The following is a 17,598-nucleotide window of genomic DNA, read 5'->3' on the forward strand; positions in this document are numbered from 1 at the left end:
AATGCTTAAAAAACCCATTAGCAGCAGAAATAAAAAGCCGATTTGAAAACAAATCGGCTTTTTAAGATCAAGACAATAAATTCAAAACTTATTTCTTGTCAGCTTTAAAGCTATCTTTCAGATCCAGAATACGGTTAAACACAGGCTTTTCAGCTTGATGATCATATTGATCCGCAACAAAATAACCTTCACGTTCAAACTGGAAACGATCTTCAGGTTTTGCTTGTGCTAAAGCTGGCTCAATCACCGCTTGTACTACTTGCAACGATTCTGGATTTAAATGTGCTAAGAAATCATCATCCGCATCTGGTGCTGCTTCGTTAAACAAACGATCGTAAATACGAACTTCCGCAGGTACACCTTTGGTCGCAGAGACCCAATGAACAACCCCTTTCACCTTACGGCCTTCAGGATTTTTACCCAAAGTTTCAGGGTCAATTGAACATTTAAGCTCAACCACTTCACCATTGGCATCTTTGATCACTTCATCACACTTGATCACATAAGCATGGCGCAAGCGCACTTCACCCTCAGGAATCAGACGCTTAAAGCCTTTCGGCGGTACTTCTTCAAAATCTTTACGATCAATATAAAGTTCACGCGTTAACGGAATAATACGTTCGCCCATATCCACGTTTGGATGACGTGCATGCGTGAGATCCAATTCTTCAGGTAAATTGGTCAATGTCACTTTCAATGGATTCAGTACTGCCATGCCACGTGCTGCTGCATTTTCCAATGACTGGCGAATACAGAACTCCAGCATTGCCACATCAACAATACCATCCGTTTTCGATACACCAACACGCTTACAGAAATCACGTAGGCCTTCTGCGGTAAAACCACGGCGACGCATCCCAACGACTGTTGGCATACGTGGATCGTCCCAACCCTGTACATGCTGACCTTCAACCAATTTACGTAATTTACGTTTAGACGTAATGGTGTAATCGATGTTTAAACGTGAAGACTCATACTGACGTGGTACAGCTTGCGAGTGAACTTTCTCTACAATCCAGTCATAGAATGGACGATGATCTTGGAATTCTAAAGTACAGAGTGAATGGGTAATACCTTCAATCGCATCAGACAATGGATGAGCGTAGTCATACATTGGGTACATTTTCCATTTATCACCGGTTTGGTGATGTTCTGAATGCAGTACACGATAAAGAATCGGATCACGCATATGCACATTCGGGCTTGCCATATCGATTTTGGCACGAAGTACAGCACCGCCTTCTTGGATTTCACCATTACGCATTTGTTCAAAACGCGCAAGATTTTCTGCAACAGTCGCATCACGATAAGGTGAATTTTTACCAGGTTCAACGAAATTACCGCGGTTCAGCTTAATTTCTTCTGGGGTTTGCAAATCAACATAGGCATCCCCTTGTTCAATCAATTGAACAGCCCATGCATAAAGTTGATCAAAATAACCTGATGCATAGCGAGGCTCGCCATTCCAGTTAAAACCCAACCATTTCACATCGTTGGCAATACCATCAACATATTCTTGTTCTTCGGCATCTGGGTTGGTATCGTCAAAACGTAAATTACATAAACCTTCAAATTCTTCGGCAATACCAAAATTCAAACAAATTGCTTTGACATGACCAATATGTAGGTAACCATTTGGCTCAGGCGGGAAACGTGTTACAACTTTTTGGGTACGACCTTCTTTTAAATCATCGGTAATCACTTGACGAACAAAATCTAAGCCTGCCTGTTGTTCTTGCTGCACGGCATCGACAGAGGCATGGGTATTCGGCGTCGGGGTCTTTGGCAGTTCAGAAACAACATCATTTGGCTTCATAGGGTGTAAATCACTTCTTACAGTTAAAAATGGGAAATAAAAACGCAATCTTTGCTATTTATGAAAGATTTTAACGTTTTTTACTTGCCTTGTAGTTTACAGTTTGCTTATGCTTCTCTCAACCAAAAACCCATGGTCAATTTGCCCATGTTTAGGAGATTAATGTAATGAGTTTTCCTCAAGTCGAATTAAACACCAACAAAGGTCGTATTGTTCTTGAGCTTAACGCTGAAAAAGCACCAAAAACGGTTGCAAATTTCTTAGAATATGTACGTGACGGTTTCTATGACGGCGTAATTTTCCACCGCGTGATTGATGGTTTTATGATCCAAGGCGGTGGCATGGATGAAAACTTCAAAGAAAAAGCAACACGCGACTCAATCGAAAATGAAGCTGACAACGGCTTAAGCAACGATGAAGGCACAATTGCAATGGCGCGTACTCAAGCTCCGCACTCTGCATCTGCTCAATTCTTTATCAATGTTAAAAACAACTCTTTCTTAAACCATACTGGTAAAACAGCACAAGGCTGGGGCTATGCAGTATTTGGTAAAGTTGTTGAAGGTCTTGATATTGTAGAAGCGATCAAAGGCGTACGTACAGGTAACCGTGGTTACCATGCAGATGTTCCTTTAGAGAACGTTGTAATTGAATCTGCTAAAATTATTTCTGAATAAAAATCTCCCCTAACTCCTCTTTAAAAAAGGGGGACTCCTCCCTTTACAAAGGGAGGTTGGGAGGGATTATAAAATAGGAAAAATATGTGACCTACCTGTTTATTTCAGATCTACACTTGTCACCTGATCACCCTCGACTCGTTCGAGGGTTTTTAGCTTTATTGAAACAATACCAGCATAAAAACACGCAACTCTATATTTTGGGTGATTGGTTTAATGCTTGGATTGGGGATGATTACACCGCCCCGTGGTTAGATGAAATTGTCAGCGCTTTGCAAAAATTCACTGCGGCGAACAACCAGGTTTACTTCCAAGTGGGCAATCGTGATTTTGCCTTAGGTCAAAAATTCTTAAAACAATTCGATGGCATTTTACTGCCTGACGTTTATACCTTAAATATTCAGCGACATACGTTCCGACTGGAACATGGCGATGCGCTCTGTACCGATGATGTTGCTTATCAACGTTTTCGTAAAGTGATTCGTAACCCTGTATTATTGGGGCTAATAAAACGTACCCCATTGAGCTTTAGACAAAAACTTGCCAATGGTTTCCGTAAAAAAAGTAGCGAAACCAAACAGCTGAAAAGTTATGACATTATGGATGTCAATGCTCAAGCAGTAGAATCCGTGATTGAACACGTTGATTATTTAATTCACGGCCATACCCATCGGCCAGAGATTCACCATGTCTTGAATAAACAACGTATTGTTTTGGGAGATTGGCGAGCAGATTCAGCTTGGATTTTAGAACTCAACCCACAAGAAAATTATCAATTAGATTTTAAACAGTGGTTCTATTGATCATTAAATCATCAATCACTGTCTTTATTTTCTACTTACACTCCTTACCTTAAAAATAGAACAGCTTTGACTCTTACTTTTCTATAGAAACTTTACCGAATATGTATAGCTGTAGATTTTTTCTAACGGAAGTTGATCTAGTTTTGTATTTTAGAAAAATATAGTCGCTCGCTCTAACCCACTCATATACGACTTAAATCTATATAGAAATCACATTTAGCTACTTTTCGTGAAATTTAGATCAAGTAGAATAAATTAAATTTTTAAATCGAGTGAATGACGGATGGATACTTTAGCTACAGCAAAAAAACGTTACGCCACAAAAGCTTATGATGCAGAGAAAAAAATTCCTCAAGCACAATTTGAAAAACTACTCGAAATTTTACGTTTCAGCCCTTCTTCGGTAAATATTCAACCTTGGCACTTCTTGGTTGCTGAATCTGATCAAGCAAAGCAGCGTATCGCATCGGCATTGACTGGCAATTATGTGTATAACGCGGCCAAAGTTCTCAATTCTTCACATACCTTAGTATTTTGCACGCGTACCGATATTTCTGCTGAATACTTAGAACAATTATTACAGCAAGATGATGCCAGTGGTCGCTTTAAAGATGAAACTGCCAAACAAGGACAACGTGCCACACGTTCTGGTTATGTTGAATTCTATCGTAATGAACTGAAAAATCTTCCTGCATGGATGGAAAACCAGACCTACCTTGCACTTGGACAACTGCTTTTTGCAGCAGGCCTAGAAGGAATCGACGCAACACCTATGGAAGGGTTTGATAGAGAACTCATGAATAAAGAATTTGGTTTGGCTGAAAAAGGCTTAAAAGCCTCTGTGATTGTTGCACTCGGTTATCGTAGTGACAGTGATTTCAATGCCAAACTGCCAAAATCACGACTACCCGAAGAAGTGGTTCTTACTCGTCTATAACAGCATTTATTAAATGAAAGCCCTAATAATGACCAATTAAACCTTATTATTAGGGCTTAGCATTACGCATTCGTATTGATTTGAGGGTGACTTGAAACAGTCTGGTCTAATTCTTCAAAGAAGTCCTTTAGATCATCGGCCTGAATAAAATCTGCTTTAAATAGCATTGAGGTTTGGACATCATCAATCCCACAATAGGCAAAAATACCTTCCACGATTTGTTTGTGAATCGCTTGTGTATACCCGTGTCGATCATATCCAGATTGCGTCCCTGTTGCAGTCCCAATCAATTTGACTGGAATATTTTTTAGAGTACCCAATAGATTCCCCTGTTCATCGTATTTATAGGCCCAATCCTGACTAAATACACGTTCAAACCAGCCCTTTAAGAAAGCTGGAACCGACCACCAATACACAGGAAAAATAAAATAGACAACATCCGCACGATCAAAGCGCGCTTGTTCAAATTGAACATCGGCATCCAAAGCTTGACGACCACGATAAGCTTCAATATCCGAAAGCTTCATTGCAGCTTGAAAACCTTCCTTATATAAATCGGCAATTTCTACTGAAACTCCCTTTCTAGTTAAATCATGAGAAATATGCTGTGCAATCTGATGAGAAAGTGATTGTGTATCTGGATGTGTTATGACAATCAAAGCATGCTCAAGTTTATTTAAATTAGACATAGATCAATTCCGAATAGATGATTCACACAAGTTACCAATAGTAACTTACGCTGTCAACTCGGTTTTTGATGCCTGTAATTAGGTCGCTGAATAATCTTGTAAAATAACTAAAAGTGAATTTTCTATCACATGCTGTGCAGTCAGTGCATCAATTTGATTTTTACTTGCTGCTGTCGATACCGTTTCAATCAAGCCCATGATCGCAATCACAATCGCCTCACCCTCTTTTCCATCCAATTGAATAAATGGATGCATACTTTGTTTAAAAATCTCTGTGAATTTTTGCTGACATTGCTGAAAATAATTTTGCAAGATATCACTACCAGACAAAGCAGCAATCACTAATCCAAGCTCTGGACCAGTTGAGATAAAACAACTTAAATAAGCTTCGCAAAAAATATGAATGGTTTGCTGTAAAGTTTTTGCTTCGGCGGCTAAAGACTGATTAAGCTCTGCAGTCTGTTTATCATCAAACTCCTGATAAATCGAAATCAGTAACCCTTCGCGGTCAATAAAATGTCGATATGCAATTGGCTTAGTAATACCAGCCTGCTCTGCTAAATATCCCAGAGTTAGGGCTTCTACACCCTGAGTTCGAATAATTGAACGAGCCACCTGCAACAATTGTTGTCTGCGCTCTTCTTTACTCAGTCTCTTATCAGTCATAATTTTACTTCCATCAAATTTAGCCAAATCGCTTTACATCATTGCTTTGGCTAAACACAGGACTGCAACCACACCACAGATCAATCCAATCCAAGTATAAGCTTTTAAGCGTTCTTTAAATAATACTACGCCACTGAGAACGCCAAGTACTACGACAAGAATATTCATACCAGCAAAGACAATGGCAGGCGTTTCTTTGAAGATCATATGTGCTTTGACATATAAGGCAATATTGGCAAAATTTAGTACACCTAAAAATAAACCTGTGAAAATATTTTTAGGCTGCCAATTTGGTTGAGTAATTGCGATATAAGCGATGGATAAAATAAAGGCTGCAATAAACGTTAAATTCAGTGTGACTGCAAACTGTAAACCTAAACTACTACTATATTTAAGTAATATATCTACAGCAGCATAACCCGCCCATACGCTAAACAAAAACAAGGCTGATTTTAAATTCATGCCTTTACTTGCCTGCTCTGTGGCCTGTCCGATAATAATTGCTAAAATCGCAATGACGCCCAGCACTACACCTATTAATTTTAATTGGTTAAATTGCTCCCCAAAAATAAAATAGGCAGCTAATAACGACAGTATGACTGCAAGCCGCTGAGCAATTTCCGTTTTCAGAATGCCTGCAAATTGCAAAGACTTTGCCAAGCATAAAAATATGCTGGGTAGTAACACTGCTAAAATGAGAATTAACCACCAAGGCGTATTATTCAAAGAGATATGCGTAATATCGGTTTTAAACCAATAAAAACATAAAAGACTTGCGCTCAAATAATTCCACGCAATCATTTGAAAAACATCAAATCCCTTTGCCTTTAAGTATTTCAGCAGAATTGAGACCAATACACTACAACATGCCGCAGCAACAATCATTTCCATAGTATTTATTCTAGCTTTCTAATAGACAAAAAAATGCCAGTCTAGCGTGAGACTGGCATTTTCTTAAAGATCATTAATCAATTAACGATTGTTTTCGTCTTCTTGACCATCTTCAAATTTAGTTTCGCCATCGAAGCCACCTTGATGACCAAAGCCACCTTGACCACCGAAGCCGCCGCCTTGACCGCCGAAGCCACCTTGACCACCGAAGCCGCCGCCTTGACCGCCGAAGCCGCCTTGACCACCGAAGCCGCCGCCTTGACCGCCGAAGCCACCTTGACCACCGAAGCCGCCACCTTGACCACCGAAGCCACCAGCAGCGCCTTGACCACCGAAGCCACCAGTAGCGCCTTGTGCAGGGAAGCCACCAGCAGTACCTTGAGCACCAGCAGGACGTGGGTTACGCGCAGGAACAACTGTAGAAATCGCGTGTTTATAAACCATTTGACTTACAGTGTTTTTCAACAAAACAACATATTGGTCAAATGACTCAATATGACCCTGCAATTTGATACCGTTTACAAGGAAAATAGAAACTGGAATACGTTCTTTACGGAGAGAATTTAAGAACGGATCTTGTAAAGTTTGACCTTTAGACATTTTTAACTCCAAAAAATTTTTAAATCAGCGCAAAAAAACTATCTTTATTTTTCAACTAAAAATTATAAAAAGACAGCCTGCGAATTTTGCTTTATCCAAAGAAGTTTCGCAAGTCTTCTTTCGCCTGCTTTATCGTCACGTAAGTTTTAAAATCGTGTATTTCTTGCAAAGAACGTAACCATGTGTATTGACGTTTAGCTAATTGCCTCGTCGCAAAAAGGGCTTTGTTCTCCATTTCTACTTTATTTTTGAGACTTAAGTCACTTTTTAGTAAAAAATCCAAAGCTTGACGATAACCAACAGACCGCATAGACGGTAAATCATCATTTAAATCGTATTTTTTAATCAATTCCTCTACTTCATTCAAAAAACCAATATTCCACATTTTGCTCAATCTTTGCTCAATGCGTTGATGTAATTCTAAACGATCTGGCATTAATGCGTAGTTATGAAATATGTAACGATATGGTTGATTTTTAGGTTGTTCAGCTTGTAGTTTTGTTATCGGTTCACCCGTGATTCGATACACTTCAAGCGCCCGAATGATACGCTGCTTATCTGATACTTTAAACTTTTCTCCTGCAACAGGATCCACCTCAACCAACTCTTCGTAGACGGATTGCCACCCTTGCTGTTCAGCTTTCTGAAGAATGGCATCACGTATCGTTTGATCCGCATTGGGTAAATTACTTGCTAGACCTTCAAGTAAGGCTTTAAAGTACAACATGGTTCCCCCCACCAAGATTGGGGTTTTACCACGGGCATGCATATCATCAATCAGTGGGCAAACATCTTCAACAAATTGTGCTGCCGAATACACCTCTAAAGGCGTAATAATATCAATCAAATGATGCGGATATTGCTCTTGTTCTGCTTTGGTTGGTTTTGCTGTACCGATATCCATATCTTTATAAACTAAAGCTGAATCGACTGAAATCAGTTCGCAATTTCCACGCTCATAAAGTTCACATGCCAATGCTGTTTTACCACTTGCGGTAGGCCCCATTAAATTGATGACGGGCAATTGATTTGACATGTAAAACTACTCTCCTCGAGCAAATAATTTATCTAATTGATTTAGTGGAAATGCACGCCAAGTTGGGCGACCATGATTACATTGGCTAGCAAACTCGGTTTGTTCCATTTGACGTAATAAAGCATTCATTTCCGATAAACTTAACTGACGATGCGCACGCACAGCACCGTGGCAAGCCATCCCAGCGAGTAATTCATCACGTTTTTGCAATAAACCTCTCGCTTCATCGTTTGGATCTAGATCATTCAGCAGTTCTGGAATGAGGTTGCTAAAATCAGCTTTATGCAAAATCGCTGGGACACCACGCACAATCACTTGATCATCGCCATATTGATCGACTTCTAAACCGAGCCGTTGCAATTGTGATTGTAAATCTTCGATACGTGTCGCTTGCATGCGTGTGATAGATACAATTTTTGGAATCAATAACTGCTGAGACGTCCAAAACTCAGGTTTATCCCATGCTGACTTCATTTGTTGGAGCAAGATACGTTCATGCGCCGCATGCATATCCACAATAATCAGGCCTTCAGTATTTTGGGCCAGAATATAAATCCCATGCAGTTGCGCAATCGCAATTCCTAAAGGAAACTCATCGACACGTGATGAACCTTGATCATTTCTATCTTCTGCTTCTTCACGTAAAGGTGCTAAATAGCTTTTTAATGCATTATTCAGTTGTGCAGAACCATTATATCGAGGCTGCTGTGTTTGGGCTGAGTTGTATTGCACAGCTTGTGGTCGACTTTGATTAAATTCAGTCAACAAATCTGTCGATACTTCAGCAGGTAAATTTAATTGAGGTTCTGCTTCTACCGTCGCACGATGTAAATTGAATTGTTCTTGGTATTTTGGCTGTGGTTGATAATTAAAATTATCATCCGCCTCATCTGTTTTCATTGCCTGTGCTAAATCTGCACTTGCAGTCTGAAATTGAGACAAAGTTGCTTTGGCATAGTGGCGTACAAATTCATGCACTTCGCGTTGATTCAAAAAGCGAATTTCATGCTTGGTCGGATGCACATTGACATCGATATTTTCGGGATCAACTTCTAAAAACAACAAATATGATGAATGTTGATGCCCATGTAAAATCCCGTCATAGGCCATACGCAACGCATGTGAAATGGTTTTATCTTTGACAATACGACCATTCACATACACATATTGCATGTCAGCCTGCGCACGCGCATCAGAAGGATGTCCCAACCAGCCAGATAAGCGCATATTAATACTATCTGAATCGATCCAATACGCATTTTGGATAAATTGCTGACCCAATAGCTGTTGCACGCGCTGATAGCGTAATTCACCACTGTCAGCAACAGGCAGGTTTAAACGAATATTATCGTTATGCTCCAGTACAAAACGAATATCGAAATGAGTTAAAGCCAGACGGCGAACAATTTCCTCAATATGATTAAATTCAGTTGTTGGTTTTTTTAAGAATTTACGACGTGCAGGCACATTAAAAAATAAATCCTGTACACGAATGTGTGTGCCCTTTTGTGCAGCAACCGCCTGAATTTGTTGATGATCAAAAGCCGTACCATTCACTTCAACTTGATAGCCGACACCTTGCTCATCTTGACTACTGGTGAGGGTTAAGCGTGACACCGCTGCAATTGATGCTAAAGCCTCTCCACGGAATCCCAGACTAACAATCGCATGTAAGTCATCAGCAGTTTGAATTTTACTGGTGGCATGACGCATCACAGCTAGGGGTAAATCTTCTGCATGAATACCATTGCCATTATCAATGATTTCAATCAGCGTAGAACCACCCTGCGCAACTCGAATAATCAGCTCCGTTGCGCCCGCATCAATCGAGTTTTCTAATAATTCTTTGACCACTGATGAGGGACGTTCAATTACCTCACCCGCCGCAATCTGGTTGGCTAAGGCAGCATCAAGGGTATGAATACGACGAGTTGAATCATGCGCCATTCAATTGTTCCTGCAAAGTTTGAGATAAAGATTCGGATTCAGTGCTTAGCGTGACAAAGCGTGTCAACTCATCATCCGATTTTTGAATATCAATCACCACATCAGGTTTTGGAATTTCATCGCCACCTTTCGATGGCCATTCAAACAAAAATAAAGCATCGGGTGTTTCTAAATAATCCCGGATCCCCATCAGCTCTAATTCATAAGGATCGTCCAGACGATATAAGTCAAAATGAAAAATTTCTTTACCTTGGATGGAATAAGGCTCTACCAAGGTATAGGTTGGACTTTTTACTGAACCTTGATGCCCTAGATTTTGTAAAAAATAACGGGTAAAAGTGGTCTTCCCGGCACCTAAATCACCAATTAAATAAATAATGCCAGAGCGCACCTGCTCAGAAAGGATATGTGCAAAACGCTGAGTGTCTTGTTCATGATTTAAAGTAAATTTCACTGAATACGACATGGCAAATAAAACAAAATTGGAATGGTAGCTATGATAACATTGCCCTGCTTTAAAGCCTAATCCATAGAAAGAAGTTGATTCTTTTTAATGCAATTACTATTTCAGTATTAAGGATTAAAATGTCTGCCGAATCTTTATTTATAAATTGCGAATGTCATGGTCAAAATTATGCTGCTGTAGTGTGCGGACATGTGCTTCACAATAATAACAACAATCAACCTTTAGGCTTTATTGAAAACATTTCAACACCTACAAATCCACAAGGATGGTGTTTGGCGTGTGAATATGTTTTTACCCAAGAAAATGGTATGACTGATCTATTTCGTAATTTTAATAATATGGCTATTGTCTGCGCTGAGTGTTATAGCGAGATAAAAAATAAACACAATATATATCCAATCCAGCAATCCACATAAGTTCAGCTACTTTAGTAATTATGATTAACTCTACTACACCTATTTTCTCTCCTCCGCTGATGAATGGCGTCAGTGCCAGTAAAGTTTTTTTGCCTCATGACGTTTCTGCATCGACCATTTTTGATTATCTCTGCCAACATTTTCCACATATTCAGGTCAGTGAATGGCAACAGCGTTTTGCAGATAAACTGATTTATGCAGCAGATGGTAGCCAGCTCACAGTAGAGAGCAGATATACACCCAATACCCATATTTTTTATTATCGTTTTCTTGCGCATGAAGTACATGTGCCATTTCAACATGAAATCCTATTTGAAAATGATGATTTACTTGTAGTCGATAAACCGCACTTTTTGACCATGACACCAACAGGGCAATACGTACAAGAAACCCTCTTGGTTAGATTGAAAAAACAAACTGGCTACGAAGATCTCACCCCCATCCATCGACTTGATCGAGAAACAGCAGGTGTGGTTTTATTCTGTAAAAAAACCGCATCAAGAGGTGCATATCAGCAGCTTTTTGCCGAACGAAAAGTGCAAAAAACCTATCATGCCATTGCAAAATATCGACCTGAACTGAATTTTCCGCAAGTTTTGCGGCTACATTTAGAAAAAGGTCAGCCTTTTTATACGATGCAAATTAATGCCGATAAACCAAATAATACCGAGACACAAATTGAATTATTAATGCATGATCACCAGCATGCTATATATAAGCTTAGTCCCAAAACAGGTAAGCAGCATCAATTGCGCGTGCATTTAAATTACCTTGGTATTCCGATACTTAACGATTCTTTTTACCCACACATTGAGCATAAAGCAGAGGATGATTTTAGTCAGCCATTGCAACTACTTGCCAAAGAAATTTGGTTTATTGATCCGATTTTAAATCAAGAAATGCAGTTTAGCTCCAAGCTTGAACTCACATTGTAAATACACCGTAATGACAAAAATTCTATTTTTTCACTTCAAAAATATTGAAATTACATTGCAATGGTTTAAAATACATGACGATAACTAAAAATATTTGGTCTCATTCTTCATGCGAAAAACAGAAGTTTATCAGGTTCGCCTCGATTCACAGGAAAAGAAGCAAGCTTTTGCCGTGTTTAAACAGTTGGGTATCTCCCCTGCTCAAGCCGTTCGTCTTTTCTTTAAGCAAGTGGTACTCACTAAGTCGATTCCATTTGCAATTGAAAATCAAAACATCAACATGGAACAGTTATTAAAACTGCGTAAATCCAAAGCAGCAGCCAGTACTGAAAACCCGTCTTCTGTCGAAATTGAAGATGATCATGAAGACTTATTTGAAGAGTTGAACGCCCTTCTCGGTGAAAGTGACAAAACTTAACAATGTTGCATTTATAAACAAGTTTTTATTTTTTAAGCTGAATTTTTTTCGCTATTCTGACAGTCCTAATAAAATTATAAGTGTAAGGATGGGCAGGAATGATTGTTAAGCGAGCAACAAAGGAAGATCTTCATCAACTTGCTGTCTTGTTTGACGAATACCGTCAGTTCTACGGTGCATCATCAAATATTGATCAATCTTATCAATTTTTAAAACATCGCTTTGACAACAAAGACAGTGTCATTTTCATTCATGTTAAAGATGACGTATTTACAGGCTTTGTACTACTCTACCTTGCCTTTTCTTCTGTGGCTTGCGAAACCTACTATATTCTCGATGATGTCTATGTTACCCCCTCTTATCGAAAACAAGGTTCAGCTAAGCAACTGATTGATACCGCGATCTTGTTTGCACGGCATGAAAATGCGCAACGCATTAGCCTCGAAACGCAAAAAAATAATTATCAATCTCACCGTCTATATGAACAAATGGGTTTTATCCAAGACAGTGAGTTCAAAACCTTCCATTGTTTTTTAAAGTAATCATTCATCTAAAGCGATATTCTGACTTAACTGTTTTTGCGAAGGGGTTAAATAGATCCATTCACCTTCTTCCAGTTCAGGAAGTTCGAGAAAACCCACTTGATGACGATGTAAGACTTCAACTTTATTTCCAACAGCTGCCAGCATGCGTTTCACTTGATGGTAAACACCTTGGTGAACGGTCATTGCAATTTGATGTTCCGAGAATAATCGGACATTGGTGGCAGCATAGATGCCTTTCTCATTACGCAGTTCGACACCTTGCTCTAGGCCATGTTGCTGTTCAGCTGTAACTGGATCAGCAGTGGTCACATGATAAACTTTCGGCACATGTTTACGTGGATGAGTCAATGCTTGTAGATATTGTCCATCATCGGTCAGCAATAATAGGCCTGTGGTATCTTGATCTAGACGCCCCACGCATTGAATCCCACGATGCAGCAGAATTTCAGGGAAAAGACTGAATACACTTTTGTGATGTGTCGCCTGATGCGAACATTCATAGCCTTGCGGTTTATTTAAAACAATATAGACATGCTCTCGATATTGGTATTCTTCACCAAATACCTGAAAGACCAGTTGATCGGTATTGAAATTCTGTTTCGGATTATCACAGACCTGATTGTCTATTTGAACAGAACCATTTTTAATTAACTGCTGACAATACTTACGTGAACCAAAGCCTTGTGATTGCAAAATTTTTTCCAGCAGCATAAATAAATCCTAACCTAAACTGCGTCCATTGTACTCGATTACAACGCTAGCTGTTGATCGTTGCCTATTCATTCTTTATTTTTATAATTTATTCACAATCCCTTCATTTGTTATAGAACACCAACAAAACCCTCGTCAAACACTCTCAATCTAGATATTGCGCTCCATATTTTCAGCCACAACTCTTGTTACATTTGTCACAAGCAAAAAGAATATTGTCCAAAAGAATGGATAAGGAGTTTCACCATGAAATCGAATATGTGGTTATGTAGCGTTATCTTAGCAGCGTCTTCCATGATGACCGTTGCACATGCAGACAATACAACGCGTGTAGCAGCAACCTCTGCCCTAGGAAGTGTAGTTGGTACTGCCTTAGGAAAACAACTTGGTGGTGACACTGGTGCAATGATTGGCTCTGCAATCGGTGGTGCTGGCGGTGCAGCTGCATCTAGTAATCGACGTGACCGTACCGAAGCGGCCATTGGTGGTGGTTTAGGTGGCGTGGGTGGTTATACCGTTGGCCGTAATATGGGCGGAAGCAATGGTGGTTATATTGGTGCAGCACTCGGTGCAGCTGGTGGTGCAGCTTTAGGTCAAAAAGTGGGTCAGGACCGTGATGCGGATCGCCGTTATGATGATCGTCGCTATGACCGTCGTTACGATAACCGCCGTTCTTATGATGACCGTCGCTATTACAATTCTCGTGAAAGCTACCGTCATGACAATGGCCGCCATCGTGGCTGGTACAAACACCGTTAATCAGATCAAAATGTTTTACCCCTTTAGCACCTTCGGGTGCTTTTTTTTGTTTGGTGAAAACAACAATATATCGATCTAAAACGATATACAAAACCAAACTTATATCGTATTATTTCGATATATAGTTTTGAGACACCATGATGAAATCACTACAAGATATAAAATTCTCTATCCTAGAACTTGCTCCTGTTCGAGATGACAAGAGTATCGAGTTTTCTCTCCGTCATGCATTAGAACTTGCGCAACATGCGGAAAAGTTAGGTTATGAGCGTTTTTGGTTGGCTGAACATCATAATATGGATGGGATTGCCAGTTCAGCAACGGCAGTTTTATTAGGATTTATTGCTGCAAATACGCAGCACATCCGTTTGGGTTCAGGCGGTATTATGCTGCCCAACCATGCACCATTGGTGGTTGCAGAACAGTTTGGAACACTAGCCACACTCTATCCAAATCGTTTTGAACTTGGTTTGGGTCGTGCACCTGGAACAGATCAAATGACAATGCGTGCCTTACGTCGCGGCCGTCAGGAAACTGAAGATCAATTCCCTCAAGATGTAATGGAAATTTTACAATATTTTAAAGCACCACAACCGAATCAGAGCATTATCGCCACACCAGGTCAAAATACCCATGTGCCAGTTTGGTTACTTGGTTCCAGTTTATTTAGCGCTCAATTGGCTGCAAAACTTGGGCTGCCTTATTCTTTCGCCTCTCATTTTGCACCGAGAATGTTAGGTCAAGCTATTGAGATCTATCGCGATAACTTCCAAGCTTCGGAATACCTCGATAAACCTTATGTTTCAATGGGTGTCCCAACAGTAGTTGCTGCAACAGATGAGGAAGCTCAATATCTGGCGACCAGTTCATATCAGCGTATTTTGAATCTGATCCGCGGTCATAGCTTAAAGCTTAAACCACCGATTCATTCAACTGAAGGTCTTGCATCGAGTGCTGAACAAGTGGCAATTCAGAATTTTTATGCTATGGCACAAATTGGTTCTGAAGAAACCGTTAAAGCCGGCTTAAATAAAATTGCAGCACAATATGATGTCGATGAATTTATCTTCACCTGTGATATTTACGATACGCAAAAACGCTTAGATAACTTCAGTTTATTGATGGATATTAAAAACAGCTAAATCTTTGGCTTAAGTCTACAAGGTTCATTTCCCAATCAGCCTTGTAGATTCACCATCCTTTTAAATTCCAGCTTGGAGCATCTCTGTCGCTTGTTCTACATTCACAGCACGACTAAATAAATAGCCCTGTCCGATTGAGCATCCAGAAGATTTTAAGAGTTCTAATTGTTCTTTGTTCTCAATGCCTTCGGCAACAATATCCAATGACAGTTTTGGTCCCAAAGCGATGATCGCCTGTACAATGGCTAAAATCGCCTCATCATCATTCATTTGACGAATAAAGTCACAGTCAATTTTTAAACAATCTACTGGGTAGTCTCGTAAACGGGTTAAAGAAGAATGTCCCGTACCAAAATCATCCAATGATATTTTAATGCCTTGTTGTTTCAACAAATTTAATGCTCGGATCACATAGTCAGAACCACGATCATCCAAGATATGTTCAGTAATTTCTATTTCCACTAAATGATGTGGAACTTTGTAAGTATTTAAACGGTGTAGTAAACGCTCAGCATAATTGTCTTTCAGAAACTCAACTGGTGCTGCATTAATTGAAACAGGAACGACATCCAATCCCTGTGCTATCCACCCTGCAATATTTTTAAAAACTTTATTCTGCATTGCATCACTAATTTTTGTTGCCAGAATATAGTCTTGAAATGCTTGTTCAATATTACACGGTGAATGAATGTGTTGATCAACCGTTTGCCAACGCAATAATGCTTCAAAACCAACCACCTTCGCATCCGCTAAACGCACCTTCGGCTGGTAAAATGGGACAATAAGGTCATCACGAATAATATGACGCGCATCATTTAATTGAATCGCAATGTTTTGAGCTGCAACTTGCATCTGCTGATTAAACATACGGAAACCGCCACGCCCCGTTGCTTTTAAATCATTGAGTGCAGTATCTGCACATTTCATTAAATTGACTGAATCTTTGGCATCTCGAGGATAAATCGCACAGCCAATACTCATACTGCCATTAATCAAATTACCGGCATAAGTAATCGGAGCTTCTAACTGTCGACTAACATCCACTGCTATTTTTTCAAGCTCTACTTGTGTCTCAATTCCATTTACGACAATAGCAAACTCATCACCGCCTAAACGAGCGACAAAAGTATTTTCAGGCAAAATGTTTTCTATTCGCTTAGACAGAACACGGAGTAGATGATCTCCAGCTGCATGGCCAAGCGTATCATTGACATGTTTAAAATAGTCTAAATCTAACAACATCAAGCCGAGTAACTTCTTACCTTTTTTATGTCGATGTAATGCACGCTTAAGTTGTAATTTGAAAAACCTACGGTTGTATAATCCTGTTAAATCGTCCAATTCACTCGAAAGCTGTAATTGGATTTCAGTTTGTCTTTGTGTAGTCACATCGCGAGACAGACACAAAACCTGCACGATCTGGCCTTTATCATTTAATATAGGGGTGAGTAAATTATCCCAATATTGTCTTTCAGTCCCTTCTCCACTCATCCCACGAAAACGTGCAGCCTTCCCTTTGAGTGCCGTTTTTAAGGCATAACTTGCCTTAGATCTTATTTCGACAGGTAACAGTTCGGCCCATTTCATGCCAAAGCTATTTTGGCTTTGAGAGATATTAAGCGCGATACATCCAGTTTTATTTACATGCAGTAAAGAACCATCTGCTTCTAATAATTTTATGCAATCAACACTATTATCCAGCATGTTGGTTTGGGCATTAATACACTGAACTAAGTTTTGTTGATACTGCTTGGTTTCATGGATATCAGCGCTATTGATAAACCAATGTGCCTTTTCTTCTGAATTCGCCGCTATAAATTTTGCTGACAATAAAAACCATCGATATGCACCAGACTGATGTTTTAATCGGCATTCAATTTGAAATGGAGACTTATAGATAAATGCCTGCTGCCACTCGCTTTGGAAGATTGCTCTATCCTCTGAATGGATTAAATCGATCCAATCTTTTGCAAAATGTTCTAGGTCATTAAAACCAATATACTCTTGGCTTAAACTATTAAAAAAATACGCATCTCCAGACTCAGAGAGCAGCCAGACCAGACTCGGAATACGATTAAAAATATTTTGTTGGGCCTCACTCAGTTGATGATTAGAGTGAAAAGGAATAGCCAAGTTCACAGACT

At 39.6% G+C, this 17,598-nt stretch carries 19 protein-coding genes; 9 read left to right on the forward strand and 10 right to left on the reverse strand.

Annotation, left to right across the window (positions count from 1 at the left end; all coding sequences use genetic code 11):
• Positions 1 to 88: 88 nt before the first annotated feature.
• Positions 89 to 1,816 carry a glutamine--tRNA ligase/YqeY domain fusion protein gene (locus tag F896_RS07430; RefSeq protein ID WP_016164153.1) on the reverse strand — a complete coding sequence of 576 codons (1,728 nt, stop codon included), beginning with the start codon at positions 1,814 to 1,816 and terminating at the stop codon, positions 89 to 91.
• Between the two features lie 167 nt (positions 1,817 to 1,983).
• Here F896_RS07430 and F896_RS07425 point away from each other — a divergent pair, with 167 nt between their 5' ends.
• From F896_RS07425 to F896_RS07415, 3 genes are all read left to right on the forward strand, one after another.
• On the forward strand, positions 1,984 to 2,493 hold the full coding sequence (locus F896_RS07425; protein WP_004661403.1) for a peptidylprolyl isomerase: 510 nt from the start codon (positions 1,984 to 1,986) through the stop codon (positions 2,491 to 2,493).
• A gap of 86 nt (positions 2,494 to 2,579) precedes the next feature.
• Positions 2,580 to 3,296 (forward strand): UDP-2,3-diacylglucosamine diphosphatase, encoded by a 717-nt coding sequence (locus F896_RS07420; protein ID WP_016164154.1) that lies wholly within the window; start codon positions 2,580 to 2,582, stop codon positions 3,294 to 3,296.
• Between the two features lie 283 nt (positions 3,297 to 3,579).
• On the forward strand, positions 3,580 to 4,233 hold the full coding sequence (locus tag F896_RS07415) for an oxygen-insensitive NAD(P)H nitroreductase (protein ID WP_016164155.1): 654 nt from the start codon (positions 3,580 to 3,582) through the stop codon (positions 4,231 to 4,233).
• 62 nt (positions 4,234 to 4,295) lie between these two features.
• On the opposite strand, the gene F896_RS07410 is transcribed toward F896_RS07415, so the two are convergent.
• From F896_RS07410 to tsaE, 7 genes are all read right to left on the reverse strand, one after another.
• Positions 4,296 to 4,922, reverse strand: coding sequence for an NAD(P)H-dependent oxidoreductase (locus tag F896_RS07410; protein ID WP_016164156.1), 627 nt, complete (start codon positions 4,920 to 4,922; stop codon positions 4,296 to 4,298).
• A gap of 78 nt (positions 4,923 to 5,000) precedes the next feature.
• The gene (locus F896_RS07405) at positions 5,001 to 5,588 is read right to left on the reverse strand and encodes a TetR/AcrR family transcriptional regulator (protein WP_016164157.1); all 588 of its coding nucleotides are present in this window, start codon (positions 5,586 to 5,588) and stop codon (positions 5,001 to 5,003) included.
• A 33-nt stretch (positions 5,589 to 5,621) separates the two neighbouring features.
• Entirely contained in the window at positions 5,622 to 6,479 is an 858-nt protein-coding gene (locus F896_RS07400) for a DMT family transporter (protein WP_016164158.1), read from the reverse strand.
• 81 nt (positions 6,480 to 6,560) lie between these two features.
• Positions 6,561 to 7,079, reverse strand: coding sequence for an RNA chaperone Hfq (gene hfq, locus F896_RS07395; protein ID WP_005211687.1), 519 nt, complete (start codon positions 7,077 to 7,079; stop codon positions 6,561 to 6,563).
• A 91-nt stretch (positions 7,080 to 7,170) separates the two neighbouring features.
• A complete protein-coding gene (miaA, locus tag F896_RS07390) occupies positions 7,171 to 8,115 on the reverse strand; it encodes a tRNA (adenosine(37)-N6)-dimethylallyltransferase MiaA (RefSeq protein ID WP_016164159.1) in 945 nt (314 codons plus the stop codon).
• Positions 8,116 to 8,121: 6 nt separating this feature from the next.
• A complete protein-coding gene (mutL, locus tag F896_RS07385; protein WP_016164160.1) occupies positions 8,122 to 10,062 on the reverse strand; it encodes a DNA mismatch repair endonuclease MutL in 1,941 nt (646 codons plus the stop codon).
• Positions 10,052 to 10,528: a tRNA (adenosine(37)-N6)-threonylcarbamoyltransferase complex ATPase subunit type 1 TsaE gene (gene tsaE / locus F896_RS07380; protein WP_016164161.1), complete on the reverse strand. Its 477-nt coding sequence runs from the start codon at positions 10,526 to 10,528 to the stop codon at positions 10,052 to 10,054. The genes mutL and tsaE overlap by 11 nt, the downstream gene beginning before the upstream one ends.
• Positions 10,529 to 10,647: 119 nt before the next feature.
• On the opposite strand from tsaE, the gene F896_RS07375 reads away from it, so the two are divergent.
• The 4 genes from F896_RS07375 (at position 10,648) to F896_RS07360 (ending at position 12,839) form a co-directional block, all read left to right on the forward strand.
• Positions 10,648 to 10,944: a hypothetical protein gene (locus F896_RS07375; RefSeq protein WP_016164162.1), complete on the forward strand. Its 297-nt coding sequence runs from the start codon at positions 10,648 to 10,650 to the stop codon at positions 10,942 to 10,944.
• A 20-nt stretch (positions 10,945 to 10,964) separates the two neighbouring features.
• The gene (locus F896_RS07370) at positions 10,965 to 11,879 is read left to right on the forward strand and encodes a pseudouridine synthase (protein WP_016164163.1); all 915 of its coding nucleotides are present in this window, start codon (positions 10,965 to 10,967) and stop codon (positions 11,877 to 11,879) included.
• A gap of 109 nt (positions 11,880 to 11,988) precedes the next feature.
• Positions 11,989 to 12,297: a type II toxin-antitoxin system RelB/DinJ family antitoxin gene (locus F896_RS07365; protein ID WP_005152044.1), complete on the forward strand. Its 309-nt coding sequence runs from the start codon at positions 11,989 to 11,991 to the stop codon at positions 12,295 to 12,297.
• Between the two features lie 98 nt (positions 12,298 to 12,395).
• Positions 12,396 to 12,839, forward strand: a complete 444-nt coding sequence (locus F896_RS07360) for a GNAT family N-acetyltransferase (protein WP_005204693.1) — start codon at positions 12,396 to 12,398, stop codon at positions 12,837 to 12,839.
• Here F896_RS07360 and F896_RS07355 read toward each other — a convergent pair whose 3' ends face one another.
• A complete protein-coding gene (locus F896_RS07355; protein WP_016164164.1) occupies positions 12,840 to 13,553 on the reverse strand; it encodes a pseudouridine synthase in 714 nt (237 codons plus the stop codon).
• Positions 13,554 to 13,799: 246 nt separating this feature from the next.
• On the opposite strand from F896_RS07355, the gene F896_RS07350 reads away from it, so the two are divergent.
• Both F896_RS07350 and F896_RS07345 read left to right on the forward strand, forming a co-directional pair.
• Positions 13,800 to 14,312, forward strand: coding sequence for a glycine zipper 2TM domain-containing protein (locus tag F896_RS07350; RefSeq protein WP_005204696.1), 513 nt, complete (start codon positions 13,800 to 13,802; stop codon positions 14,310 to 14,312).
• A 140-nt stretch (positions 14,313 to 14,452) separates the two neighbouring features.
• Complete coding sequence (locus F896_RS07345) at positions 14,453 to 15,454, forward strand: LLM class flavin-dependent oxidoreductase (RefSeq protein WP_171069691.1); 1,002 nt, start codon at positions 14,453 to 14,455, stop codon at positions 15,452 to 15,454.
• A gap of 60 nt (positions 15,455 to 15,514) precedes the next feature.
• Here F896_RS07345 and F896_RS07340 read toward each other — a convergent pair whose 3' ends face one another.
• The gene (locus F896_RS07340) at positions 15,515 to 17,593 is read right to left on the reverse strand and encodes a sensor domain-containing protein (RefSeq protein WP_016164166.1); all 2,079 of its coding nucleotides are present in this window, start codon (positions 17,591 to 17,593) and stop codon (positions 15,515 to 15,517) included.
• Positions 17,594 to 17,598 lie beyond the last annotated feature (5 nt).

Origin of the sequence: Acinetobacter genomosp. 15BJ (assembly GCF_000400715.1) — a bacterium.
Taxonomy (GTDB): Bacteria; Pseudomonadota; Gammaproteobacteria; order Pseudomonadales; family Moraxellaceae; genus Acinetobacter.

Bases quoted from the DNA above. Each gene is read 5' to 3' on its own strand.
- F896_RS07410 (WP_016164156.1), bottom strand. From the start codon at position 4,922: ATGTCTAATTTAAATAAACTTGAGCATGCTTTGATTGTCATAACACAT.
- F896_RS07425 (WP_004661403.1), top strand. From the start codon at position 1,984: ATGAGTTTTCCTCAAGTCGAATTAAACACCAACAAAGGTCGTATTGTT.
- F896_RS07415 (WP_016164155.1), top strand. From the start codon at position 3,580: ATGGATACTTTAGCTACAGCAAAAAAACGTTACGCCACAAAAGCTTAT.
- F896_RS07360 (WP_005204693.1), top strand. From the start codon at position 12,396: ATGATTGTTAAGCGAGCAACAAAGGAAGATCTTCATCAACTTGCTGTC.
- F896_RS07365 (WP_005152044.1), top strand. From the start codon at position 11,989: ATGCGAAAAACAGAAGTTTATCAGGTTCGCCTCGATTCACAGGAAAAG.
- hfq (WP_005211687.1), bottom strand. From the start codon at position 7,079: ATGTCTAAAGGTCAAACTTTACAAGATCCGTTCTTAAATTCTCTCCGT.
- F896_RS07375 (WP_016164162.1), top strand. From the start codon at position 10,648: ATGTCTGCCGAATCTTTATTTATAAATTGCGAATGTCATGGTCAAAAT.
- tsaE (WP_016164161.1), bottom strand. From the start codon at position 10,528: ATGTCGTATTCAGTGAAATTTACTTTAAATCATGAACAAGACACTCAG.
- F896_RS07355 (WP_016164164.1), bottom strand. From the start codon at position 13,553: ATGCTGCTGGAAAAAATTTTGCAATCACAAGGCTTTGGTTCACGTAAG.
- F896_RS07400 (WP_016164158.1), bottom strand. From the start codon at position 6,479: ATGGAAATGATTGTTGCTGCGGCATGTTGTAGTGTATTGGTCTCAATT.
- F896_RS07430 (WP_016164153.1), bottom strand. From the start codon at position 1,816: ATGAAGCCAAATGATGTTGTTTCTGAACTGCCAAAGACCCCGACGCCG.
- F896_RS07345 (WP_171069691.1), top strand. From the start codon at position 14,453: ATGAAATCACTACAAGATATAAAATTCTCTATCCTAGAACTTGCTCCT.
- F896_RS07370 (WP_016164163.1), top strand. From the start codon at position 10,965: ATGATTAACTCTACTACACCTATTTTCTCTCCTCCGCTGATGAATGGC.
- miaA (WP_016164159.1), bottom strand. From the start codon at position 8,115: ATGTCAAATCAATTGCCCGTCATCAATTTAATGGGGCCTACCGCAAGT.
- mutL (WP_016164160.1), bottom strand. From the start codon at position 10,062: ATGGCGCATGATTCAACTCGTCGTATTCATACCCTTGATGCTGCCTTA.
- F896_RS07350 (WP_005204696.1), top strand. From the start codon at position 13,800: ATGAAATCGAATATGTGGTTATGTAGCGTTATCTTAGCAGCGTCTTCC.
- F896_RS07405 (WP_016164157.1), bottom strand. From the start codon at position 5,588: ATGACTGATAAGAGACTGAGTAAAGAAGAGCGCAGACAACAATTGTTG.